Origin of the sequence: Sphingomonas sp. IC-56, assembly GCF_021043375.1 — a bacterium.
Lineage (GTDB): Bacteria > Pseudomonadota > Alphaproteobacteria > Sphingomonadales > Sphingomonadaceae > Sphingomonas.
In genome coordinates, this window is sequence record NZ_JAJNDV010000008.1 from 65,041 (window position 1) to 87,098 (window position 22,058).

Annotated in this window: 20 protein-coding genes; 3 read left to right on the forward strand and 17 right to left on the reverse strand. The window is 66.9% G+C overall.

The annotated features are described in order from the left end of the window. Positions 1-91: 91 nt before the first annotated feature. From queE to LQ953_RS11900, 7 genes are all read right to left on the reverse strand, one after another. Positions 92-724 carry a 7-carboxy-7-deazaguanine synthase gene (gene queE, locus LQ953_RS11870; protein WP_231031117.1) on the reverse strand — a complete coding sequence of 211 codons (633 nt, stop codon included), beginning with the start codon at positions 722-724 and terminating at the stop codon, positions 92-94. Further along, positions 721-1,404, reverse strand: coding sequence for a 7-cyano-7-deazaguanine synthase QueC (gene queC / locus LQ953_RS11875; protein WP_231031118.1), 684 nt, complete (start codon positions 1,402-1,404; stop codon positions 721-723). The genes queE and queC overlap by 4 nt, the downstream gene beginning before the upstream one ends. A 53-nt stretch (positions 1,405-1,457) precedes the next feature. Then, on the reverse strand, positions 1,458-1,862 hold the full coding sequence (locus LQ953_RS11880) for a DUF3617 domain-containing protein (protein WP_231031119.1): 405 nt from the start codon (positions 1,860-1,862) through the stop codon (positions 1,458-1,460). 63 nt (positions 1,863-1,925) lie between these two features. Further along, positions 1,926-2,846 carry an Hsp33 family molecular chaperone HslO gene (gene hslO / locus LQ953_RS11885; RefSeq protein ID WP_231031120.1) on the reverse strand — a complete coding sequence of 307 codons (921 nt, stop codon included), beginning with the start codon at positions 2,844-2,846 and terminating at the stop codon, positions 1,926-1,928. Between the two features lie 265 nt (positions 2,847-3,111). Then, positions 3,112-4,032 carry an ornithine carbamoyltransferase gene (gene argF / locus LQ953_RS11890; RefSeq protein WP_231031121.1) on the reverse strand — a complete coding sequence of 307 codons (921 nt, stop codon included), beginning with the start codon at positions 4,030-4,032 and terminating at the stop codon, positions 3,112-3,114. 142 nt (positions 4,033-4,174) lie between these two features. Further along, complete coding sequence (locus tag LQ953_RS11895) at positions 4,175-5,371, reverse strand: aspartate aminotransferase family protein (RefSeq protein ID WP_231031122.1); 1,197 nt, start codon at positions 5,369-5,371, stop codon at positions 4,175-4,177. Positions 5,372-5,495: 124 nt separating this feature from the next. Further along, the gene (locus LQ953_RS11900) at positions 5,496-6,338 is read right to left on the reverse strand and encodes an ABC transporter permease (RefSeq protein ID WP_231031123.1); all 843 of its coding nucleotides are present in this window, start codon (positions 6,336-6,338) and stop codon (positions 5,496-5,498) included. Positions 6,339-6,402: 64 nt separating this feature from the next. Between LQ953_RS11900 and LQ953_RS11905 the strand changes: the two genes are divergently transcribed. Further along, entirely contained in the window at positions 6,403-7,146 is a 744-nt protein-coding gene (locus LQ953_RS11905; RefSeq protein WP_231031124.1) for a GcrA family cell cycle regulator, read from the forward strand. Between the two features lie 199 nt (positions 7,147-7,345). Here LQ953_RS11905 and LQ953_RS11910 read toward each other — a convergent pair whose 3' ends face one another. Next, positions 7,346-8,173 carry an outer membrane protein gene (locus tag LQ953_RS11910; RefSeq protein WP_231031125.1) on the reverse strand — a complete coding sequence of 276 codons (828 nt, stop codon included), beginning with the start codon at positions 8,171-8,173 and terminating at the stop codon, positions 7,346-7,348. Between the two features lie 248 nt (positions 8,174-8,421). Here LQ953_RS11910 and parE point away from each other — a divergent pair, with 248 nt between their 5' ends. Further along, entirely contained in the window at positions 8,422-10,401 is a 1,980-nt protein-coding gene (parE, locus tag LQ953_RS11915) for a DNA topoisomerase IV subunit B (RefSeq protein ID WP_231031126.1), read from the forward strand. 88 nt (positions 10,402-10,489) lie between these two features. On the opposite strand, the gene LQ953_RS11920 is transcribed toward parE, so the two are convergent. The 3 genes from LQ953_RS11920 to LQ953_RS11930 are packed head-to-tail and all read right to left on the reverse strand — an operon-like array spanning position 10,490 to position 12,884. Next, complete coding sequence (locus tag LQ953_RS11920; RefSeq protein ID WP_231031127.1) at positions 10,490-11,281, reverse strand: LysR family transcriptional regulator; 792 nt, start codon at positions 11,279-11,281, stop codon at positions 10,490-10,492. Further along, positions 11,278-11,676: a Co2+/Mg2+ efflux protein ApaG gene (gene apaG / locus LQ953_RS11925; RefSeq protein WP_231031128.1), complete on the reverse strand. Its 399-nt coding sequence runs from the start codon at positions 11,674-11,676 to the stop codon at positions 11,278-11,280. The genes LQ953_RS11920 and apaG overlap by 4 nt, the downstream gene beginning before the upstream one ends. Continuing rightward, positions 11,676-12,884: a trans-sulfuration enzyme family protein gene (locus LQ953_RS11930; RefSeq protein ID WP_231031129.1), complete on the reverse strand. Its 1,209-nt coding sequence runs from the start codon at positions 12,882-12,884 to the stop codon at positions 11,676-11,678. Before LQ953_RS11930 ends, apaG begins: the two co-directional genes overlap by 1 nt. A gap of 82 nt (positions 12,885-12,966) precedes the next feature. Here LQ953_RS11930 and LQ953_RS11935 point away from each other — a divergent pair, with 82 nt between their 5' ends. Next, the gene (locus tag LQ953_RS11935) at positions 12,967-14,265 is read left to right on the forward strand and encodes a phospholipid carrier-dependent glycosyltransferase (protein WP_231031130.1); all 1,299 of its coding nucleotides are present in this window, start codon (positions 12,967-12,969) and stop codon (positions 14,263-14,265) included. Between the two features lie 3 nt (positions 14,266-14,268). Here the strand turns inward: LQ953_RS11935 and LQ953_RS11940 are convergent, their stop codons facing one another. From LQ953_RS11940 to LQ953_RS11965, 6 genes are all read right to left on the reverse strand, one after another. Next, the gene (locus tag LQ953_RS11940; RefSeq protein ID WP_231031131.1) at positions 14,269-15,369 is read right to left on the reverse strand and encodes a glycosyltransferase; all 1,101 of its coding nucleotides are present in this window, start codon (positions 15,367-15,369) and stop codon (positions 14,269-14,271) included. Beyond that, the gene (gene leuB / locus LQ953_RS11945; RefSeq protein ID WP_231031132.1) at positions 15,369-16,418 is read right to left on the reverse strand and encodes a 3-isopropylmalate dehydrogenase; all 1,050 of its coding nucleotides are present in this window, start codon (positions 16,416-16,418) and stop codon (positions 15,369-15,371) included. Before leuB ends, LQ953_RS11940 begins: the two co-directional genes overlap by 1 nt. A gap of 48 nt (positions 16,419-16,466) precedes the next feature. Beyond that, positions 16,467-17,198 (reverse strand): DNA repair protein RecO, encoded by a 732-nt coding sequence (recO, locus tag LQ953_RS11950; protein ID WP_231031133.1) that lies wholly within the window; start codon positions 17,196-17,198, stop codon positions 16,467-16,469. Between the two features lie 9 nt (positions 17,199-17,207). After that, complete coding sequence (locus tag LQ953_RS11955; protein WP_231031134.1) at positions 17,208-18,155, reverse strand: GNAT family N-acetyltransferase; 948 nt, start codon at positions 18,153-18,155, stop codon at positions 17,208-17,210. Further along, complete coding sequence (locus LQ953_RS11960; RefSeq protein ID WP_231031135.1) at positions 18,152-19,108, reverse strand: polysaccharide deacetylase; 957 nt, start codon at positions 19,106-19,108, stop codon at positions 18,152-18,154. Before LQ953_RS11960 ends, LQ953_RS11955 begins: the two co-directional genes overlap by 4 nt. A 141-nt stretch (positions 19,109-19,249) precedes the next feature. Beyond that, positions 19,250-22,051 carry a DUF3857 domain-containing protein gene (locus LQ953_RS11965; RefSeq protein ID WP_231031136.1) on the reverse strand — a complete coding sequence of 934 codons (2,802 nt, stop codon included), beginning with the start codon at positions 22,049-22,051 and terminating at the stop codon, positions 19,250-19,252. Positions 22,052-22,058 lie beyond the last annotated feature (7 nt).

A 22,058-nucleotide genomic window follows, 5' to 3' on the forward strand; every position in this document is an offset into this window, starting at 1 on the left:
GCGTCCCGCGCTCTCGATAAACCTTTGCAACTGGGCCCCGGCCTTCGCCGGGGAACGGCTTTTTCGATTACTTCGCGCCCAGCCCCAGCCCTCAGCGCAGCCCCAACAGCTTGTGCGTCTGCAACGAAAGCCGCCACCGCGGCCGCGCCATGGCCAGCGCGATCGCCGCCTCCTGGTTCTCCACGGCCCGCACATCGTCCATCGGCTGCACCAGGAAGTGGGCAAAGCCCCACCCCTCCATCGCCTCAGGGTCTATCCCAGCCTGGGGCCAGACGAGCTTCAGCTCGTCGCCCGACTGTTGCAAGACCTCGCTCCCCGCCTTGGGGCTGATGCACACCCAGTCGATATCCGGATGCGTAGCGATCGTGCCGTTGCTCTCGATGGCGATGCGGAAGCCCCGCGCGTGCAGCGCCTCGACCAGCGCATCGTCGACCTGCAGCATCGGCTCGCCCCCGGTCAGCACCACGAAACGCCCCGCCCGGCCGGGCCCCCAATGCCCCAGCACCGCCTCGACCAGGGCCTCGGCATCGGCAAACTTGCCGCCGCCCAGCCCGTCGACACCGACGAAATCGGTGTCGCAGAACCGGCACACCGCCGTCGCCCGGTCCTGCTCACGCCCCGACCACAGATTGCATCCGGCGAAGCGCACGAACACTGCCCGCGCCCCGGCGTTCACGCCCTCACCCTGGAGCGTGAGGAACATTTCCTTGACGGCGTAGCTCATGGCGCGGTCGCGTAGACCGTCGGATCCGGCAGCCCGGCTTCCTGATAGCCCTTGGACCGCAGGCGGCAGCTGTCACAGAGCCCGCAATGCAGTCCCTCGGGCGTCGGATCATAGCAGGACCAGCTCTGCCCGGCATCGAGCCCCAGCCGCTCGGCCTCACGTGCGATATCGGCCTTGCTCATATGCTGGAGTGGCGCCTGGATGCGGAAGGGCTGGCCTTCCACGCCCGCCTTGGTGGCAAGCTCCGCCAGATTCTCGAACGCGGCGATGAACTCGGGCCGGCAATCGGGATAGCCCGAATAATCCAGCGCGTTGACGCCGATATAGATGTCGCGCGCGCCCGCCGCCTCGGCCCAGCCGAGCGCCAGGCTGAGGAAAATCGTGTTGCGCGCCGGCACATAGGTCACGGGAATAGTGTCCCCCACGCCGTCCTTGGGCACCGCGATGTCGTCGGTCAGCGCCGACCCGCCGAACGCGCGCAGATCGAGCGGGATCACCACATGGCGCTCGGCGCCGACCATGGCCGCGACGCGCCGTGCCGCTTTCAGCTCCACCTGGTGGCGCTGGCCGTAATCGAAGGAGAGCGCGAACACGCGGTGACCGTCCTCGCGCGCCCGCGCGGCGGACACCATCGAATCGAGTCCGCCGGAAACCAGTACAATTGCAACGCTGTCAGTCATGAAGGGTCCGCTAGCCGCTTTTCGGCGTCAGGAAAACAAGGGCGGCGAATGCCTTACTGGCACTGCCCGACGCGGCGCGCCTCATATTGCTCGGCAAAGGGGGCGCCATCGACGATGCCCGACGTGTCGATCACGACGGTGTGGGAGGTGTCGACGGTGATGCTGGTGCGGCCATGGCCGCGCCCCGGACAGGTATAGCGGACCGTCGCGGAGGTGCCGCCATTCTCCACCACGACATGCTCGCACCGCGCGCCCCAGTGGCGAAGCTGCAGCAGCGCGGCCGGATCACGCAGGCAGATGCCGCGCGACGCGCCTTCGCCGTCGCGCAACTGCCACTGGCCGCGCTCAATCGCCTTGAGCGAACTCAGCGCCGACTGGCGCTGCGCCACGGCTGCCCCGGCACTGCCAAGGACCAGCACACCGGCAGCCGCCGACAACCATGCACGCCGAATCATCATGAAGGAATCCCGACCGGCGCCACGATCAGCGCCGGTCGGGCAAATAATACCGCTCGGTACATTTTACAATGTGGACGGTGCGAATTCGTCCAGCGCCAGCGGGAAGACCTTGGAGCAAAAGGCGCAATCGACGCTGATCGTGCCTTGCTCGTCCGCCATTTCCGCACGGTCCTCCGCCGCGAACTTGGTGAGCACACCCCGGTAATATTCGGCGCTGCACCGGCATCCACGGGTCAGGTCGACGCCGCTCAGCACGCGCACTTCGCGCTCCTCGTTGAACAGCCGCCACACCAGGTTCTCCAGCGGGATCGTCGCATCGCCCAGCTCGTCGATGCCCATGGTGCTGGCGAGCGCTTCCACGCCGTTCCACTCCGGGTGATCGAGCCGCACGTGCAGCCGCTCACGGCCCACCTCGCCCTCCGGCAGATGCTGGAGGAACAGGCCGCCCGCCACCAGCTTGCCGTCCGCCCCGCGGCGGTGCTGCAGGCGGATCAGGCTCGGGATCTGCTCGGACTGGAAGAAGTAGCTCTGCGCCGCTTCCGCCAGGCTGTCGCCGTCCAGCGGCACGATGCCCTGATAACGCTCGCCGCTCGTCGTCTGGTCGAACGTCACGGCCAGATAGCCTTCGTTGAACAGCGACTTGATCGACGGCTTCTTGCCCAGGCGGCTCAGGCGCACTTCGTCGAACTGCACATAGCCGCGCAGCTCGCCATTCTTGTAATCGCACACCAGCAGCTTGACGACGCCACGCTGGGTCTGCGCCTGGATGGTCAGCTGTCCCTCGCCATTCTTCAGCGTCGAGCCGAGCAGCGCGGCCAGCGTCACCGCCTCGGTCAGGATCGCCTCGATCGGCGCGGGATAGCTGTGCGCCGACAGGATCTGCTCCAGCGCCGAACCCAGCCGCACCATGCGCCCGCGCGCGTGGCTGTCAGGCAGGGTGAAGCCGATCACGCGGTCGGTGTCATGCACGGGTGCGGTAGTCATCGAACGTCTCCGCCGTCCGCGGCCCACATGACGTGCCATGCGCGGTCCAGTCGAACGGATATGTTTGGGGTTGCAGCAAAGATAGGGCGCGAGCGCCGTACTTCAACTCAGCCGGGCCTGACACTGAACGCAGCCCCCAAGAGTTCCCCGGCGAAGGCCGGGGCCCAGCTGCCAAGGTCATCGAGCGGCAGTACACACCCGCGAATGCGTCGAAACTGAGCCCCGGCCTTCGCCGGGGAACAGGGTGTGTATCAGCGGCGCCCGCTCAGCCGATCTGCCCGAACACCCAGCGCAGCACCGACTTCTGCGCGTGCAGCCGATTCTCCGCCTCGCTCCAGATCAGCGACTGCGGCCCGTCGATCACCGCATCCACCACTTCCTCCCCGCGATGCGCCGGCAGACAGTGGAGGAACTTCGCGTCTGGCTTGGCGGCTGCCATCAGCGCCTCATCCACCTGGAACGGCATCATCGCGGCCAGCTTAGTCTCGGCATGGTCCTGCCCCATCGAAATCCAGGTGTCGGTGACGATGATGTCGGCACCCTCCACCGCCTCGCGCGCGCTGCCGACCACCCGGGCCCGGCCCCGCCCGCGCGCCACATCAGCCTCGCTCGGCTGGAACCCCTGCGGGCACGCCGCGACCACGTCGAAGTGCATCAGCCCGCCGGCTTCCATGATCGACGCGAGCACGTTGTTGCCGTCGCCCAGCCACGCGACCTTCAGACCCGGCAGTGCCTTGCCGCTCTCGATGATCGTCAGCAGGTCGGCCATGATCTGGCACGGGTGCGACGCGTCGGTCAGCCCGTTGATCACCGGCACGCTGGCATATTTCGCCATGTCGACCAGCTTCTGATGGTCGTCGGTGCGGATCATGATCGCGTCGACATAGCCCGAGAGCACCCGCGCGGTATCGGCGATGCTCTCGCCCCGCCCGATCTGCATCGAGCCGGCGTCCATCACGATCGACGTGCCGCCCAGCTGCCGGATCGCCATGTCGAACGAAACGCGGGTACGCGTCGAGTTCTTCTCGAAGATCATCGCCAGTACGTGGCCCGCCAGCGGCGCATCGGCGTCGGCGCGACCCTTGGGGAAGCCCGCGCGCGCCTCCTTGCGCTGAAGGGCGTCCGCCAACATCGCAGCAACACCGTCGCCGCCCGCATCGCTCAAGTTCAGAAAGTGGCGAGTCATTCAAATCCTCCCCGGCACGGGGAGGGGGACCGCGCCGCATCGCGGCGTGGTGGAGGGGGCCCGCCCCAAACCACCAGCTCGCGGAGAGCCCCCTCCACCATGCTTTGCATGGTCCCCCTCCCCGTCCCCGGGGAGGATCGTTTTAGTCATCGCTCGGCCCGGCGAACGTGCGCGCGCCTTCGCTGAGCCGTTCGACGCACTCGGCGATATGGCTTTCGTCGATCACCAGCGGCGGCAGCACGCGGAACACATTCTCGCCCGCCGCCACGGTCAGCAGCCCGTGATTGTCGCGCAGATGCGCCACAAAGTCGCGGCTCACTGCCGTATCCTTCATCTTGATCCCCAGCATCAGCCCCTTGCCGCGGATCTCCTCGAACAGGTGATCATGGTTCGGGATCATCTGCTCGAACGCCTGGCGCAGCCGCTCGCCCATGCGCTCGACGTTCGGCAGGAAGTCGGGCTCGAGCATCACGTCGAGCACCGCCTGCCCCGCCGCCATCGCCAGCGGATTGCCGCCATAAGTCGATCCGTGGGTGCCGATCACCATGCCCTTGGCCGCTTCCTCGGTCGCCAGGCAGGCGCCCAGCGGGAAGCCCGCACCGATGCCCTTGGCCACCGTCATGATGTCGGGCTCGATGCCATAATGCTCGTACGCCCACATCTTGCCGGTCCGGCCATAGCCGCACTGGATCTCGTCGAGGATCAGCAGCAGGCCGTGTTCGTCACACGCCTTGCGCAGCCCGGTGATGAACTCCGGCGTGCCGGCGGTCATCCCGCCCTCGCCCTGCACCGTCTCGACCAGGAAGCCCGCGGTCTCGCCGTCGATCGCGGCCAGCGCCCCTTCCAGGTCGTTGAAGGCGACATAGTCGAAGCCGGGCAGCAGTGGCTCGAACCCGTCGCGCATCTTGGCCTGGTCGGTCGCGGAAATCGCGCCGAGCGAGCGCCCGTGGAACGCGTTCTTGAAGGTGATCAGCTTGGTGCGCTGCGGGTTGCCATTGGCATAGTGATAGCGCCGCGCGGTCTTGATCGCGCACTCGATCGCCTCGACGCCCGAATTGGTGAAGAACACCGTGTCGGCAAAGCTGACGTCGATGATCCGCTGCGCCAGCGCCTCGCCCTGCGGGCTACCATAAAGGTTCGACACATGCATCAGCGTCGCGGCTTGCTCGGCGATCGCCTTCACCAGATGCGGATGGCCGTGCCCCAGCGCGTTGACTGCGATGCCGGCGGCGAAGTCGAGATACTGCTCGCCGCGCTCGCCATAGAGGTACACGCCCTCGCCTCGCACCGGCCGCACACCGCACCGCGGGTAAACGGGCATGAGCGGGGTAATCGGCATGGGATGGTACCTCCTTAAGGAAACGCTGGGGGAAAGCTCCAGAAACGCAAAAGGGCGGCCAACCGGACCGCCCGGATCAGGTGTTTACGAGGGGGAGGCGGGCTGCGTCAACCGCCATCCATCCTCAGCTCTTGAGCTTCCACCCCCTGCGGATCAGCGTGTAGCACAGCACCGCCAGCACCAGGTCCAGCCCCAGGATCACTGCCGTGCCCAGCAGCACCGGCGAGTCCGCCACGCCCAGGAACCCGTAGCGGAAGCCCGAGATGATGTAGAAGAAGGGGTTGGCGTGGCTGATCGCCTGGAAGGTCGGCGCCAGCCGGTCCACCGAATAGAAGGTGCCCGACAGCAGGGTCAGCGGCGACACGACGAAATTGGTCACCGCCGCGGCATGATCGAACTTTTCCGCCCAGATCGACGTCAGCACGCCCATCAGCGCCAGGAACACCGATCCCAGCAGCCCGAACCACAGGATCGCCCACAGATGCGCCGGCGCCACATGCACGCCGGGCCACAGCGCCATCGCCAGCCACACCGCGCCGCCCACGCAAAATGCCCGCGTGACTGCGCCACCCACCAAAGCCGCCAGCAGCTCGGAGGTCGACAGCGGCGGCATCAGGTAATCGACGATATTGCCCTGGATCTTGCCCACCAGCAGCGAGAAGCTGGCATTGGCGAACGCGTTGTTGAGCATCCCCATCACGATCAGCCCAGGCGCGATGAAATCGGCGAAGTGAATCTCGTGACCCTGCAGCGACACCGTGCGCCCGCTGCCGCCCAGCGCCACGGTAAAGATCACCAGAAACATCAGCGTCGTGACCGCGGGCGCCCAAACAGTCTGGAGCTGCACCTTGAAGAAACGGCGCACCTCCTTCACATAGAGGGTACGCAAGCCTCCCCAGTTGATGTTTCGGATTACCGGGACACCCGGCTCGGGAAGCGCTTGGCCGCTTGAAGGCTGGATGGTCATGGCGCGTTCGCGTAACTGCTGCCGCCGCCGCCTGCAAGCTGCCGACTCACGAGTAAGGAAGACGATGAGCTGGACCGAAGAGCGTATCGAATCGCTGAAGAAGATGTGGGACAAGGGTTCCACCGCCACCCAGATCGCCGAAGAGCTGGGCGGCGTCAGCCGCAACGCCGTGATCGGCAAGGCGCATCGCCTGGGCCTCCAGTCGCGCCCCAGCCCGGTCAAGCAGAACGAGGCAAAGGCCGCGGCCGCCCTCATCGCGCTGACGGCAGCCGCCGCCGCGCCCGAGCCCGTACCGGCGCCTGAGGAAGCAGCGCCCCCGCCGCCGGCTCCCAAGCCCGCACCGGCCGTCGAAGCCGCGCCCGAGCCTGCCCCACGCCCGGTGCGCGCCGCCGCGCCTGCGCCCGAGGTGGAAGCCGAAGCGGACGCACCCCAGGCAGCCGCACCTGAGCAGCCCGCCCCGCGTCCCGATGGTCCGGTGATGCGCTCGGTCGGTCCTGGCGGCTTCGTGCGCCAGAACCCGGGCGACCAGGCCCCGCCGAGCACGCCCGCGCCCCCGCGCCGCCTGGTCCCTGCCAAGCCCAGCGACGCGATCGCCGGCAAGACCAGCCTGCTCGACCTCAACGACCGCATCTGCAAATGGCCGCTCGGCCACCCGGGCGAGCCCGACTTCCACTTCTGCGGCGACAAGGTGAATCCGGGCTTCCCATATTGCGTCGCCCATTGCGGCCACGCCTATCAGGCGCAGCTCCCCCGCCGTGACCGCCGTCCCGGCCCGCCCCTCCCCTTCGGCGGCGCGCCCCGCCGCTAAGGGATCGAACACGAAAAGGCCGCCGGCAAAACCGGCGGCCTTTTTATTTGCGCCCTCGTCATCCCGGCCTTGAGCCGGGATCCCGCTTCTTCTTTCACCCGCCCGAAACGCGTGACCCCGGCTCAACGCCGGAGTGACGGAAAGAAAAGACGGAAGGGCCCCGCCGCAAGCACCACGCTCGCAGCAGAGCCCCCTCGCATCAGAACCGCAGGCTCGCCGTCACGCGCGCGCTGTGCCAGTCGAACCGGTCGTCGCTGCGACGCATGTCGGTGCCGGCCGGGTTCACCAGCAGGAACGGATTGGTGGTCACCGGCGCGCTGCCCGGGCCAACCGCCACGGTCGGGCTCTCGTCGTTGACGTTGGTGTAGGTGTAAAGCACGCCGATCGAGAAATTGTCGGCCACACGCTGCTCGATGCCGCCGCCAGCGGTATAGCCCCAGGCGTTGCGCTTATCGTCGTCCAGCGTGAAGCTGTTCGCCGTGTTGCTGGTCTCGAAGCCACGGTTCACCCGCACCAGCGCCGCACCGCCGGTGATGTAGGGCAGCGTGTTGCCCATCGCATAGCCGGCGCGCAGGCGGCCCGCCGCGTTCCAGTCGATCTGTCGGGTAAAGGCATAGCGCGCGGGCGTGACGCTGTACGCGCTGCTCGCGTCGGAGATGTTGGACTTGCCGAACTCGCCGACTGCGCCGACGACGATGTTGCCGAACTGCACGTCATAGCCGACATGGCCGGCATAGCCGACCCGATCGCTGTCCTGCTTGCACCCGGTCGGAGTGGCACTCACGGCGCGTCCGCCGCAAAAGCCCGGCCCGAAGGCATTCAGGCCTCCCCGAGTGCTCACGGTATCGCCGAACGAGCCATCCAGATTGGTGTCGAACTCGATCGGGGCGTCACGGTCGCTGCCCTGAAGGTCGAGCCCCGCGCTGATCCCGACATAGGGGCCGGTCCAGTCCCGCTCCTGCGCGAAAGCCGGGCCGGCGAGAACAAGAGTGGAAGCGCCGAGGAAAAGCGCGGTTACGCTACGCATGTACAAGGATCCTGATTTACATGGATTAAGCCCACTCAACGCGCGGCATCCCCCAGGTCTCCCCTCGACACACTTTGTAATACGGAGGCTCCCAGCGCAGCGGGGGAGGAAACAGCCGCCGCGCCAGCGGCGGATGACGGAGGGGCGCCGCGCACCGCGCGGACCACGCGAGGAGCCGCCACCACAAGCCCCCCTCAGCCCCACCCCGAATCTTTGCACCCGGCCCCTGCGTGTACTATGGTTGTTCCATGGCCGAAGACCTGTTTGCCGCACCCGGCGTGCCCTCGGGCACCTATGACGCATCCTCGATCGAAGTGCTTGAAGGTCTGGAGCCCGTCCGGCGCCGCCCGGGCATGTATATCGGTGGCACGGACGAGCGTGCGCTCCACCATCTCGCCGCCGAAGTGCTCGACAATGCGATGGACGAGGCGGTTGCCGGCCATGCCAACCGCATCGAAATCCATCTCGAAGTCGGCAACCGGCTGACCATCGTCGACAATGGCCGCGGCATGCCAATCGACCCGCATCCCAAATTCCCCGACAAGTCCGCGCTCGAAGTCATCCTGTCGATGCTCCACTCGGGCGGTAAGTTCAGCGGCAAGGCCTATGCCACCAGCGGCGGCCTGCACGGCGTCGGCATCAGCGTGGTCAACGCCCTCTCGACCGACACCGTCATCGAAGTCGCGCGCGACCGCCAGCTCTACCGCCAGCGCTTCAGCCGCGGCCAGACGCTCGGGCCCCTGGAGCATCTCGGCGGCACCCCCAACCGCCGCGGCACGAGCGTCGCGTTCAGCCCGGACGCCGAGATCTTCGGCCCGGAGCTGATCTTCAAGCCCGCGCGCCTGTACAAGCTCGCCCGCTCCAAGGCGTATCTGTTCGCCGGCGTCGAAATCCGCTGGCGCTGCGATCCCTCGCTCCTCACCGACGATACGCCGGCCGAAGCGGTGTTCCAGTTCCCCGGCGGCCTGGCCGACCACCTCAAGGAACAGATCGGCACCCGCGAATGCGCCTCGTCCGAATTCTTCTCCGGGCAGCAGGAGTTCCCTGACGGCCAGGGACGGGTCGAATGGGCGGTCGCTTGGCCGCTGTGGAGCGATGGCTCGTACAGCTGGTATTGCAACACCATCCCCACCCCCGACGGCGGCACCCATGAACAGGGCCTGCGCCAGGCGCTGGTCCGCAGCATGCGCAGCTTCGGCGACCTGGTCGGCCAGAAAAAGGCCAAGGACATCACCGCCGATGACGTGATGGTCGGCTCCGAACTGATGCTGTCGCTGTTCATCCGCGAGCCGCAATTTCAGTCGCAGACCAAGGACCGCCTCACCTCGCCCGACGCCACTGCGCTGGTCGAGAAGGCCGTCCGCGACCATTTCGACCATTTCCTCACCGACAAGATGGAACGCGGCAAGGCGCTGCTCGGCTATGTGCTGGAGCGCATGGACGACCGCCTGCGCCGCAAGCAGGAGCGCGAGGTCAAGCGCAAGACCGCGACCTCCGGCCGCAAGCTGCGCCTGCCGGGCAAGCTCACTGACTGCGCCGCCGACAGCCCCGAAGGCACCGAAATGTTCATCGTCGAGGGTGATTCGGCCGGCGGCTCGGCCAAACAGGCGCGCGACCGCAAGACTCAGGCGATCCTGCCGATCCGCGGCAAGATCCTGAACGTCGCCAGCGCGACGAGTGCGAAGATCGGCGCCAACCAGGAAATCGCCGACCTGATCCTGGCACTGGGCTGCGGCACCCGCAAGGACTGCGACCCCAGCCATCTGCGCTATGAGCGCGTCATCATCATGACCGACGCAGACGTCGACGGCGCGCACATCGCCACGCTGCTGATGACCTTCTTCTTCCAGGAAATGCCCGACCTGGTCCGCCGCGGGCACCTCTACCTCGCCCAGCCGCCGCTCTACCGCCTGACGGTGGGCTCCAAGTCGCTCTACGCCCGCGACGACGCCCACCGCATCGAGATCGAGAAGACCGCCTTCAAGGGCAAGAAAGTCGAAGTCAGCCGGTTCAAGGGTCTGGGTGAGATGAACCCCAGCCAGCTTAAGGAAACCACCATGGACCCCAAGACGCGCGGCCTGCTGCGCGTCACCCTGCCCCAGGAATATGAGGAGCGCGCAGGCGTAAAGGACCTGGTCGACCGCCTGATGGGCAACAACCCAGCCCACCGCTTCGCCTTCATCCAGGAAAACGCCGCAAGACTGGATGAAGAGGTAATCGACGCCTGAAATCAGGCTAAGTGATTGACTTAATTACCGTCGTTCCCGCCAGCAGGTGCAGCCATGCAACCATTTTCCGCGTCGACCAGATAGTCGCCTAGGACGCTAGCGCCTCCACCAGGCTCCGCACCTTCTTCTGTCGCCACTGCGGCAACGGCGCCACGAACCAGAAGCCGAAGCGTGCCGCCCTGGGTTCGCCCACCACCTCCAGCCGCCCCGCTGCAAGATCAGCGCGCGCCAGCAACTCCGGCACCGTCGCACGCCCCAAACCCTGCACCGCCGCCTCGATGGCGAGCCCGGCATCGGCGACCCGCACCAGCGATGCCTCGTCCTCCGCCAGGCACCCTGCCCACGCGATTGCCGTGTCGATCCCGCCCCCGGGCCGCTGCACGGTCACCATGCCATCACTCTCGATCGCCTCGCCCTCATGCTCGCCCGGCCCCTCGCCCCAGCGGATCGCCAGGTCGAGATTGGCCTCGGTGAAGTCCAGCGCCTCGTCGGCAGGGACCAGCATGAAGCGCAGGTCGGGATCGCGCCGGGCAACCTCCGACAGCTTTGGCATCAGCCATTTGGCAGTCAGGTCACGCGGCGCGGCGATGGTCAGCGACTTGGACGATTGCCCCGCCTGCATCGCGCGAACGGACTCTTCAAACTGGAGGAATCCTGCGCGCAATGCGACCAATCCAGCCTCGGCCTCGGGCGTCAGTTCCAGCCCCTTGGTGGTGCGCCGGAACAGCACTACACCTAGCGTATCCTCCAGCGCGCGGATCTGCTGCCCGACCGCGGCCGGCGTCACCGCCAGCTCGTCGGCGGCGCGGGTGAAGGACAGGTGCCGCGCAGCAGCATCGAGCACGCGCAGGCCGTTCAGGGGAAGATGGGTACGCTTCATCCCGCCACCGCCGGCGCGGTCAGCGCGAATTTCGGGATGGCGACGTCGAACGCCGCACCGTCGGCGGCTATCATGTGGTAGCTTCCCTGCATGTTCCCCGTCGGCGTCGTAAGCGGACACCCCGAGACATAGTCGAAACTCGCACCCGGTTCGATCACCGGTTGTTCGCCGACGACGCCCTCGCCTTCCACCGTGTGACGCATGCCGCGTCCATCCGTGATGATCCAGTGCCGAGTCAGCAGCTGGACCGGAGCCGACCCCTCATTCTCGATGCGGATGTGATAGGCCCAGAACCATCGCCCGCGCGCCGGCTCCGACTGTTCCGGGAGATAGGACGCCGACACCCGCACCATGATGCCACGGGTCTGCGCCTCTTCCGTGAACAGCGCCTTCATCATAGCCCGACTTGCCGCAACGCCTGATCGAGGTCGGCGATCAGGTCGTCGGCATCCTCCAGCCCCACATTCAGGCGGAGCAGATTCTCGGTGACGCCCATCTCCAGCCGCTTCTCCTCGGCCAAACCCGAGTGGGTGGTGGAGGAAGGATGCGTCATCAGCGAGCGTGAATCGCCGATGTTGTTGGAGATATCGATCAGCTCCAGCCCGTCGAGCAAACCATGCGCCTGCGCACGACCACCCTCGACCTCGAACGAGAAGATCGGTCCTGCAGCCGCCATCTGCCGCATGAACAGTGCGTGCTGCGGATGGCTGGGCAGTGCCGGGAAGTTCACCTTCGGCACCCGGCCTTCCAGGAAGGTGCCGACCTTTAGCGCGTTCTCGCTCTGCCGGCGGATGCGCAGGTCGAGCGTCTCCAGCCCCTTGAGCACCACCCAGGCATTGAAGGCGCTGAGCGTCGGCCCGGTGTTGCGGTGGAAGGGCAGCAGCGTATTGTTGATGAAGTCCTCAGTCCCCGCAACCGCGCCGGCGAGCACGCGGCCCTGCCCGTCCATCATCTTGGTGGCCGAATAGGCGACGATGTCGGCGCCCCATTCCATTGGCCGCTGGAGCGCAGGCGTGGCGAAGGCATTGTCGACCACCGTCTTGATGCCGCGCGCACGGGCGATGCCGCACACCGCCTCCAGGTCGACCACGTCCATGGTGGGATTGGCAGGCGTTTCGAAGAAGAACAGCTTGGTGTTGTCCTGGACTGCGTCCTGGAACTGCTGCGGATCGCGGGCATCGACGATCGTCGCCTGAATCCCAAACTTGGGCAGCAGCGTGTCGGTCAGCCAGCGGCACGAGCCAAACGCCGCGCGCCCGGCGACGATGTGATCGCCCTGCTCAAGCTGGCACAGCAACGCCGCCGTCATCGCCGCCATGCCGGTCGCCATGGAACGGCACGCCTCGGCGCCTTCCAACAAAGCGATGCGCTGCTCCAGCATTTCCACCGTCGGATTCTGGAGCCGGGAATAGGTCATCCCCTGCTGTTCGCCCGCAAAGCGGGCTGCAGCGTCAGCGGCGCAGTCATAGGCGTAGCCCGAGGTGAGGAACAGCGCCTCGCTGGTCTCGCCAAACTCGCTGCGTGCGGTGCCGCCTCTGATCGCCTGGGTAGCGGGCTTCCAGTTGCGGGTAATGCTGGGGTCTTGTCCGGTGCGGCGCTTCATGTGCCTGCTTTGCCGGGGCGCGCGCCCTTACGTCAACCAAGTCCGGCATGACGCCGGTGAAATGATCGTTTAGTGCGCGGGCATGCTCGATCGCCTCAAGGCCCTCAGGAACCGCCCGTTTCTCGTTGCCCTGCTGGTCGGGTTAGCCGCACAGTTGCTCTTCACCGTGCATCTCGACCGGCCGAGCCGCATCATGTTCGACGAAGTGCATTATGTGCCGGCGGCGCAGGCGCTGCTCGATCTGGCGAGCCCGCGGAACATCGAGCATCCGCTGGTGGGCAAGGAACTGATCGCCGCGGGTATTGCGCTATTCGGCGACAATCCCTTTGGCTGGAGAGCCTTTGCCACGGCCGCTGGCACTGGCACCGTACTGGCGGTGTTCGCCTTCCTGTGGCTGCTGACTACATCCATGCGCGCGGCGCTGGTCGGCGCGGCGCTTGCGGCACTTAACCAAACGCTGTTCGTCCAGGCACGCACAGGGATGCTGGACGTGTTCCTGGGCGCGTTCCTGCTCTGGGGGCTGGTGCTGCTGCTCTGGGCGATGCGCGGTACCGCACGGCAGGCCTGGACGCGGTGGACAGGCGCGGCGGTGTTGCTGGGGCTGGCAACGGGCGTGAAATGGTCGGCAGTGCCCTACATCGCGCTGATCGGCTTGGCATTCCTGGTCATCCGGCTGCGCGATGCGCGGCAGGCACGGCGTTCGCTGGCATGGGTGCTCGCCGGGCGCGACCAGCCGCACTGGCGAGGGATCGCTACGGTGCCGGGCCTGCTGGTGCTGGGGCTGGTCAGCGTCGCAACCTACTTCCTGACCTTCCTGCCTGCCTTTTTCTACACCAATGCGCCGCTCACGCTTGGGGAGCTGATCCCGCTGCAACAGCAGATGTGGGCGCTCCAGACACAGGTCCTGCCGTCCCACACCTACCAGTCCGACTGGTGGAGCTGGCCGCTGATGCTCCGGCCGATCTGGTATTTTTATGAATGGGATCGCGGTGCCCAGCGCGGCGTGCTGCTGATCGGCAATCCGGTGGTGATGTGGGGCGGCCTGGCCGCGGTGCTCGCCTGCTTCTGGGCTGGTCTTCGCGAGCGGTCGAACCGCGCGCTTGCGGTCGCGCTCTTATGGACCGCCTCGGTGGCGATCTACGCCATCATCCCGAAGTCACTGGGCTTCTATTATTATTACCACCTGTCGGGTCTGTTCCTGTGCCTGGTGATCCCGGTGGCGTTCCTGCACTTGGACCGGGGGCGCGGACGCGGATGGGAGGAATGGTTCCTGGTCGCGGCAGTGGTCGCCTTCGTCTACTTCTACCCGATCCTGGCCGCGTCACCGCTGAAGGATGCGCAAGGGTTCCAACATTGGATGTGGTTCCCCTCCTGGCGGTAAGCCTCAGTACCGCCCCCAGGTGAAGCGCGACGAAAGCACGAAGTTCCAGACTGCGGCAACGACGATCCCCGCCAGCGCCGACAAGCGCCAGTCGCCATGCTGGACGTTGTGGAGGAAGGCGGCCACGCCGACATTGGCGACCGCCCCCACCGCACACACCACGCAGAAGCTGACCCAGCCGCCCAGAAGGGCACGCGCGCCCTTCAGCCGCTGTTCGCGATAGGTGAGCGCGTTGTTGAGGAAGAAGTTGAACGTCATCGCCACCACGACCGCGACGATCGTCGCTGTCACGAAGGGCGCTTCCGCCAGTCCGAACAGCAGCTCCAGCACCAGGAAGTGGACGCCCGCCCCCAACGCACCGATAGCGGAGAACATGGCGAAGCGGACCGGCACGACCTTGCCAAACATTCGGTCATACAGTGCGATGAGATATTCCATCGCGACGACGTGATCGAGCTTGCTCTCGCCCTCGGTGCGGGTGCGGAACACATAGGGCAGTTCGACGAACCTGAGCGGCCGGGGCGAGGCGGTCATGATGTCGAGCAGGATCTTGAACCCGATCGCCGAAAGCGTCGGCACCAGGCCGCGCACGACTGCCGTGCGGATCATGAAAAAGCCGCTCATCGGGTCGCTCAGTTCGGCCTTGAGCACGCGGCGCGAGAGCTTGGTGGCGAAGGCGGACTTGGCCACCCGGTCGCGGTCCCATTCGCCGGTACCGCCGCCTTCCACGAAGCGCGATCCGACCACCACGTCGAGCGTCGGATCGGCGGCGAGCGCGTCCAGCATGCTGGGCAACAGCCGCTCGTCATGCTGGAGATCGCCGTCGATCACCGCCACCACCGGCGCGGCGGTGGCGCACATCCCCTCAATACACGCCGAGGACAGACCGCGGCGGCCGATGCGCTGGATGACCCGGACGCGCGGGTCGACGCGGGCGAGTTCGCGTGCGGCGTCGGCGGTGCCGTCCGGGCTGTCGTCGTCGACGAAGATCGCTTCCCAGTTGCGGCCCTGCAACGCCTGATCAAGCTTGGCGATCAGCGTCGGAACGTTGGCGCGTTCGTTGAACGTCGGGATGACGACCGCAAGCTCCAGTAGAGTGTGCACTAGAGGGCCCGAAGCACTGCGTCGCCCATCGCTTCTGTGGTGTCGGTGCCGCCCAGATCGGGGGTGCGGACGCCGCTTTGTAGCGCGGACGCTACGGCATCCTCAATGCGCTTGGCCGATGCTTCATCGTTCAGTGAGTAGCGCAGCAGCATGGCGGCCGACAGGATCGCCGCGCATGGATTGGCTTTTCCTTGCCCGGCGATGTCCGGCGCGCTGCCATGGATCGGCTCGTACATGCCGTTGGCGCCGCTGCCGCCGCTCAGCGATGCGGACGGGAGCATGCCGATCGAGCCCGCGCACATGCTCGCCTGGTCCGACAGGATGTCGCCGAACAGGTTGCCGGTGACGATCACGTCGAAGTCGGCGGGGCGGCGAACCAGCTGCATGGCGGCGTTGTCGACATACATGTGGGTGAGGCGCACGTCGGGATACTCGGTGCTCAGCTCATTGACGACGTCGCGCCACAATTGCGAGGTTTCCAGCACATTCGCCTTGTCGACCGAGCACAGCTTGCGCCGGCGGCTGCGCGCCGTTTCGAACCCGATGCGGACGATGCGCTCCACTTCGGCTTCGTCATAGCCCATCCAGTCATAGCCCTGGCGCAGGCCCTCCATCGTCGTGCGGCGCCCCTTCTCGCCGAAATAGACGTCACCGGTCAGCTCGCGCACGATGACGAGGTCGAGGCCAGCAACGACCTCCGTCTTGAGCGGCGAGGCGTCTTCCAGGCCCGGAAAAAGCTTGGCGGGGCGGATATTGGCGAACAGGCCAAGCTCGCGGCGGATGCCGAGCAACGCAGCCTCGGGGCGCAGACGCCGCTCCAGAGCCTCGAAGCGGGGATCGCCGATCGCGCCGAACAACACCGCATCGGCGCGCTTGGCGAGCGCGATCGTTTCAGGCGGCAGCGGCATGCCGCATTGCAGATAGGCGGCGCCGCCAACCGGCGCTTCCTCGAAGGTCAGGTCCAGGCCAAGCGCTTCCAGCACGCGGCGTGCCTGGGTGGTGACCTCGGGCCCGATACCGTCACCGGGCAGAACAGCAATCAGCGGCATCCACGCTCCTTCGAGAAACTCGGCCCCGCTTTGCCGCCCACGCCCCCGTTAAGCAACCGCCCGCTTGAGCCGGTCGATAAGCCGCGCGCGGTTGGCGAGCACATCGGCGCTCCGCCCGATCAGCAGATCGCGCTCCAGGAAGTGCCCGGTGAGCCGCAATCCATCCAGGATGTCGCCCCATTCCGCCGAGCCGCCTTGCGTCAGGAAGGACGGCAGGCGCAGCAGCCGGTCCTCATACCCGCTCGCCCCCGCGCGGCTCACCGCGATCCCGGACTTGGGGCTGACAAAGGCGAGGTCGTGCGTGGTGCCGGTGGCGGCGCAGCGCTCCAGGTCGAGGCCGAAGCCCAGTTCGGCGAGCAGTAGCAGCTCGTAGCGAACCATTGCCGTCGCCCAACCTCGGGCGGCCGGCGCCGCTTCGATGGCGGCCAGCACCCCGTCCAGCGCGCCATAGAGGCGGGGATAAGGCTGCGCCTCGGGCAAGGTCGCGGCGGTGAGCGCGGTCGCCCATTGCAGCGCTACTGCGGGCAACGGCTCACCGAACAGCGGCGCGCGGCTGTGGATCAGTTCCACGGTAAGCCCGGCCAACTGCTCCTCGGTACGCGAGCGCCATTCGCCCAGGATCAGGTTGGCAGGCTGTAGCACCGGCCGCAGCGCCCGCGACCGGCCGCCGCGCACATAGCCGGGCTGAAGACCATCGCTCTCGGTCAGCGCGCGGGCGACGGCGCCATGCTCGCCATGCCCGCGTACGCTCAGGAGAATGGCTTCGGCGCGCAGGTACATGGCGCCGTGCTAGCCGCGGCGAATCCTTTTGGCGAGGTTGCCGAGCCCCGCGCCCAGCACCAGCCGCTTGGCCAGCGCCACGCTGCGGTCGAAGCCGCCCAGCGCCGCCATGGTCATGCGATTGGCAAAGGACGGACGCAGCAGCAGCAGGTCGACGCACGACACACCGCCGGTGGCGAACTGGCGCTTGTGCTGCCCTTCCCCTTCCGTGAAGTCGAAGGTCGCGAACGCGCCCTCGTCGAACAGGTCGTGCACCGCCTGAAGCTGGAGCACGGCGCCCGGCGACAGTTCGTTGAACGCCGGATCATGCCCGACATAGGCATAGATCACCGTGTCCCCGACGATCGGGCAATACAGATACGCAGCAGGCTCGCCGCCGATATAGAGCAGCCAGGCGCGCACACGACCGACCGCGGCGGAGGCATGCATGCTGCGCACGAAATCGGGATTGTCGGGCAGCCCTGAACCCAGCAGCCGTTCCTGATAGGTGCGCAGCGAAATGCGGCGCGCGGCGTCGTGGAACGCCTCCATCTCCGATGGCGCGGAGAAGGCGCGGATATCGAGCTGACCGCCCGAAGCCGCCGCCACCTTCTTGGCCTTGCGGCGCAGGCTCTGGCGGGCATTGGACGACAGCCCGGAAAACCACCGGTCGAAATCCAGCGTCAGGTCGAGATAATAGCGGGTGTAACGCTGGCGCACAAAGGGCAGCATGCCGCCCGACGCCTTGACCAGCGGCCCCATCAGCCCCTCGGGTAGCGACGTCACGGCATAGCCATGCGCCGCCCGGTCTAGCGGCGGCAGTCCGGGCAAGCGGGCGGCGCGGGCATCCGCCAGGCTGAGCGGCACGCGCACCAGCGTACGGTCCACGCTCATCAGCGTGCGGGCACCGATCTCGAACTTCAGCTTGGTCTTGCGCAGGCGCGCGGGATCCGCGCGAACTTCGCTCATCGCGTTCATGCCGCGCGCTCTTCGACCCAGTTCGACCAGAGCTGTTCGGCCTGGCGCAGGCGCGTGCGCACCAGGCTCGGCGCCAAAGGCCGATCCTGCGCGTCGAGCGGCATCGCCGGGCAGTCGCGGAAATGTGTCGTCACCAAAGTCCCCTGCCGTTCCGCCAGCATGCGGCACAATGATTCGAACCGGCGGACGTGCACTGCGTTTGGCCGCGTGCCGGCCCGATTGGCAAGCTCGAAGCCATGTCCGACAATGGTCACTGCGGCGTGCCGTTCCCTGGCTGCGTGGGCCAGCGCCGCGCGCATCTCGGCCGAGGACAGCGCACAGATCTGGAAGTGGCGCAGATGCCCCGGGCGATCCTCGATACAGGTCACCGGCACTTCGACAATGCCGTGATGCGCGATCGGCGCGATCTGGCGCGCGGGCAAGCCGATCGCGCTGGGCCAGGGATGCTCCGAGCCGTTATGGCTCGAGTCATAACGAAAGCCGAGCGCGGCGAGCGCGCGCAGCGTGTCGTCGTTGGCGGAATAGGAGCCCGAGCGGAACGCGGTGAGTTCGCCTGCGCCCGCCTTGCGCAGCAGATCGGCGGCCTGCGCAATCAGTTCGCGCTGGCCGTCCAGGCCATAGTCGATCAGCTCGAACAGGCCGAAGCCAGCGCCCTTGTCGTCCGCGCGCGCACCCGTCCAGTTGGGATGAAGGTGCAGCTGCACCTCCTGCCCGGCGTGCAGGATACGCTCCACCACGCGCTTCACGGGGTCGAGGCCATAGACCAGCGCCGGCATGGGATCGACGAAGAAACAGGCCTTCAGGCTGTGACGCGCCAGTTGCTCCAGCTGCCAGCTCACGCCCACCCCGGCGGGCTCCAGCGAGCGTTGGGCGATGGTGGCGATGTCGTGCCCGGCGACATGGTGGCGCCACATCAGCTCGGTATCGATCGTGATGAAGGCGCGGGTAGACATGACGCGAGTGTAGGTGTGGGGCAGTGAAGATTGCGTTTCGGCGCAGGATTGCCCGCCCGGTCAGGGCAAGCGCGAACGAATCGCAGGCAACTCGCATGGGCGAAACCGCCCCCGAAGCGCTTGCTCCGGGGGTGGCACGCGTCAGGGCGTTACGCCGTAGCGGGCATATTGCTCGTCGATCCGCGGCCACATGAGGCGGGCTGCGGCAAGATCGGCATCGCCCGCCTTGTCACCCTTCTTCTTCAGGATGACGCCGCGCAGATACAGGCTGGCGGTCATTTCCGGCGCGACTTCGAGCGCCGCGTTCAAGTCCCCCAGCGCATCGTCGATCCGGCCCATGCGGTAATAGACCAGCGCGCGACTGTCATAGATCGCCGCGGGCTGCTCGGCGATCTCGATCGCTCGCGTGCAATCCTTGAGCGCAGTGTCCAGCGCGACGTTCAACGTGCCCTTCAGCCAGCACCGGCTGTTCAGCAGGTCGGCCTTGCCCGGGCTCGTCTTCACCGCCCCATCCATTGCGGCAATCGCCTCGTCCGGACGCTTCGCTTCGGCCAGAAGATCGGCCTGAAGCGTGACATAGAAGGCCTGTTCGTCTCCGCCGGCGTCGATCCGCTCGGCGATCATCGCCAAAGCGCCATCCTGGTCTCCCTCACGGAAGCGCAGCGTTGCGACGGTGTTCACTGCACCCATCGAGGAGGGGTCGAGTGCGAGCGCCGCTTCGGCGTCCTTCAGCGCGGCGGCGTCATCCTTCATCTGCTGGAGCACGCTTGCCCGCCTGAGATACAGGTCCGCGCTCGGGGCAATGCCGATCGCCTTGTCCAGATCGGCCTTTGCCATCTTCCAGTCCCAGACGCTTATGTGGAAGTCGGCCCGAGTGCTATAACCGCCGGCCTCATCAGGCGCTTGCGCGATAGCCTTGCCATAGCCGGCGAGGATCGGCTGCAGCGCGCCGCTGCGCCGCGCCTCCTCCACCTGCCGCCATCCGGACGGATAGGCTTCCGGCGCTGCGATCTTCAACAAGCGGTTCTTGGCCAGCGACATCTGGCTGCGCGCGGCGGGAATGTCGGCCGCCGCGATCTCGTCGCCCGTGTTCTCGACCCGGTCCTCCACATGCAGGACGCCGTTCGCAAGCGTTGTCGTCCGCTTGATCCGTGCGCCGCCGAGCATTGCAGGCAGGTTTTGATCGCCTTCCAGCACAAAGCCATCACCCTTGGCTGGGAGCGTCACTTTGGTGCGATAGATCACCGTCGCGGGCCCCGCCCCGGCAACCGGAATGTCCTTCCAGGCAGGACGCGCGCGATCCGGGGCGAAACTGACCTCACTGACGATCTTGTCCAGTGGCATGCGGTACCGGGATTGCTCAACGGTCCAAGGGCTGCCCGCAATGCCGGTTGCGCGCATCGTCGCCGTGCCGGTTTCCGCATCATAGCCCATGCTGCTGTCGAAGATCACAGCGCCGCCGCCCAGGACTCGCTCGGCAGTGCCCTGCGCCGCTTCGTTGCGCTGCTCCCTGGTCATCTGGCTGGAGGCGGCCTGCCCCATACCGGCCATCGGACCGCGCATCCGCAATTCGAGCGTAAAGGGCGTCGGCAGCCTCAGGCCCGCGCGCTGATCATAGTCGATGTCGATCTCGACCAGGGGGCGGGCCGGGGCGCGTGCGGGCGGCGACAGCAACTCGGCACCCTTGGCGCGGAGCGGCAGCACATGGCGAAAGGGGGGAACATCGTCCAGGTCCGCGAGCCGCGTGCCGGACCCCGTGCCGTCCAGCCACAGGCTCTTCCCCCCGATGGTCGCCAGCACCAGAACATGGTCGAACGCCCCTGCGCTGGGCAGGCGGCCGGGCACCTGATCCCCCAGGTTGATATTCGCCGCCACGGCTTCGGCCTCGATATCGAGCGCACGCAGCATGGCGAGCAACAGCAACGTCTTGGCCTTGCAGTCACCATAGCGCAGCGTCCAGGTCTGCCCCGGCGATTGCGGCACATAGTTGCCGCCAGCCATGCCGTTGAACAGGTAGCGCACTTCATCCTGCACGAGCCGCAGCGCGGCGGCCGCGCGGACGCGCTGGTCCTGCGATGTCGCAGCGATCTTGGCCACTTCGGCGGCGAGCGGGCTGCCGGGCGCGATCAGGCCGTCGGTCTTGTACAGCGGCGCCATGACTCGGGAGATCGACGCCCAGTCGGCGAAGCTGGACACCTCCAGGATTGGCAGCTTGCGGTAACGGGCGGGCGCATCGGCCGGCAGTTCGGGAAGCTTTGCCAAGGGCATCGCGATTTCGACTTCGTTGAAGCCGCCCTTGGTCACCACGGCAGGCTTCAGCCCGTCGACATAGGTGCGCCAGCGAAGATCGGTCCCCACCGGCCAGCTCAGCCGCGCGCGGGCGAACTTGGCGCGGTTGGGTGCGGCGAGCAGCCCCTGCGCCGCCTGCACATTGCCCTGCAACGCCTTGTCGCTAATGGTGGTGGAATAGGCGACGCGCAGCACGTCGCCGACGCGGAGCCCTTCGGCCTGGAGGGTGGCGGTCAGCACGCCGTTCAACTGGCGCTGTTCCAACTGCTCCTCGCGACGAAGCACCTGGAAAGGCTGCGCGCCCGCGACCAGGTCGATGACCTCGCCGCCGCGCAGGATCTGGGCGCGGTGGATGATCAGATCGCCGGCGTCAGGCTGCCAGGCGAGCTTCACCTGCCCCACTTCGCTCAACATCTGCGCGGTGACCGCCCGGACGGCCTGGTCTACATAGGACCAGAGTTGCCCGTCGCTGACGCGCTGCTGCTGATCCAGGATCACCAAAGCAGGATCGGCATCGCTCAGCTTGGCGACCTCCGGCGCGGGCGCGGCCAGCACCCAGCCGGGTGCCGGCTGGTACAACGGCTTGTCGCCGGCATGGGCCACCCCGGCCATGCACAGAAACGGAACCAGCGAAACGCCGCTACGCCACATCATACTTCCC

What these genes read in the sequence shown, in the direction of transcription:
- queE (WP_231031117.1), bottom strand. Translation starts at nt 724, where the DNA reads ATGAGCTACGCCGTCAAGGAAATGTTCCTCACGCTCCAGGGTGAGGGC.
- queC (WP_231031118.1), bottom strand. Translation starts at nt 1,404, where the DNA reads ATGACTGACAGCGTTGCAATTGTACTGGTTTCCGGCGGACTCGATTCG.
- LQ953_RS11880 (WP_231031119.1), bottom strand. Translation starts at nt 1,862, where the DNA reads ATGATGATTCGGCGTGCATGGTTGTCGGCGGCTGCCGGTGTGCTGGTC.
- hslO (WP_231031120.1), bottom strand. Translation starts at nt 2,846, where the DNA reads ATGACTACCGCACCCGTGCATGACACCGACCGCGTGATCGGCTTCACC.
- argF (WP_231031121.1), bottom strand. Translation starts at nt 4,032, where the DNA reads ATGACTCGCCACTTTCTGAACTTGAGCGATGCGGGCGGCGACGGTGTT.
- LQ953_RS11895 (WP_231031122.1), bottom strand. Translation starts at nt 5,371, where the DNA reads ATGCCGATTACCCCGCTCATGCCCGTTTACCCGCGGTGCGGTGTGCGG.
- LQ953_RS11900 (WP_231031123.1), bottom strand. Translation starts at nt 6,338, where the DNA reads ATGACCATCCAGCCTTCAAGCGGCCAAGCGCTTCCCGAGCCGGGTGTC.
- LQ953_RS11905 (WP_231031124.1), top strand. Translation starts at nt 6,403, where the DNA reads ATGAGCTGGACCGAAGAGCGTATCGAATCGCTGAAGAAGATGTGGGAC.
- LQ953_RS11910 (WP_231031125.1), bottom strand. Translation starts at nt 8,173, where the DNA reads ATGCGTAGCGTAACCGCGCTTTTCCTCGGCGCTTCCACTCTTGTTCTC.
- parE (WP_231031126.1), top strand. Translation starts at nt 8,422, where the DNA reads ATGGCCGAAGACCTGTTTGCCGCACCCGGCGTGCCCTCGGGCACCTAT.
- LQ953_RS11920 (WP_231031127.1), bottom strand. Translation starts at nt 11,281, where the DNA reads ATGAAGCGTACCCATCTTCCCCTGAACGGCCTGCGCGTGCTCGATGCT.
- apaG (WP_231031128.1), bottom strand. Translation starts at nt 11,676, where the DNA reads ATGAAGGCGCTGTTCACGGAAGAGGCGCAGACCCGTGGCATCATGGTG.
- LQ953_RS11930 (WP_231031129.1), bottom strand. Translation starts at nt 12,884, where the DNA reads ATGAAGCGCCGCACCGGACAAGACCCCAGCATTACCCGCAACTGGAAG.
- LQ953_RS11935 (WP_231031130.1), top strand. Translation starts at nt 12,967, where the DNA reads ATGCTCGATCGCCTCAAGGCCCTCAGGAACCGCCCGTTTCTCGTTGCC.
- leuB (WP_231031132.1), bottom strand. Translation starts at nt 16,418, where the DNA reads ATGCCGCTGATTGCTGTTCTGCCCGGTGACGGTATCGGGCCCGAGGTC.
- recO (WP_231031133.1), bottom strand. Translation starts at nt 17,198, where the DNA reads ATGTACCTGCGCGCCGAAGCCATTCTCCTGAGCGTACGCGGGCATGGC.
- LQ953_RS11955 (WP_231031134.1), bottom strand. Translation starts at nt 18,155, where the DNA reads ATGAACGCGATGAGCGAAGTTCGCGCGGATCCCGCGCGCCTGCGCAAG.
- LQ953_RS11960 (WP_231031135.1), bottom strand. Translation starts at nt 19,108, where the DNA reads ATGTCTACCCGCGCCTTCATCACGATCGATACCGAGCTGATGTGGCGC.
- LQ953_RS11965 (WP_231031136.1), bottom strand. Translation starts at nt 22,051, where the DNA reads ATGATGTGGCGTAGCGGCGTTTCGCTGGTTCCGTTTCTGTGCATGGCC.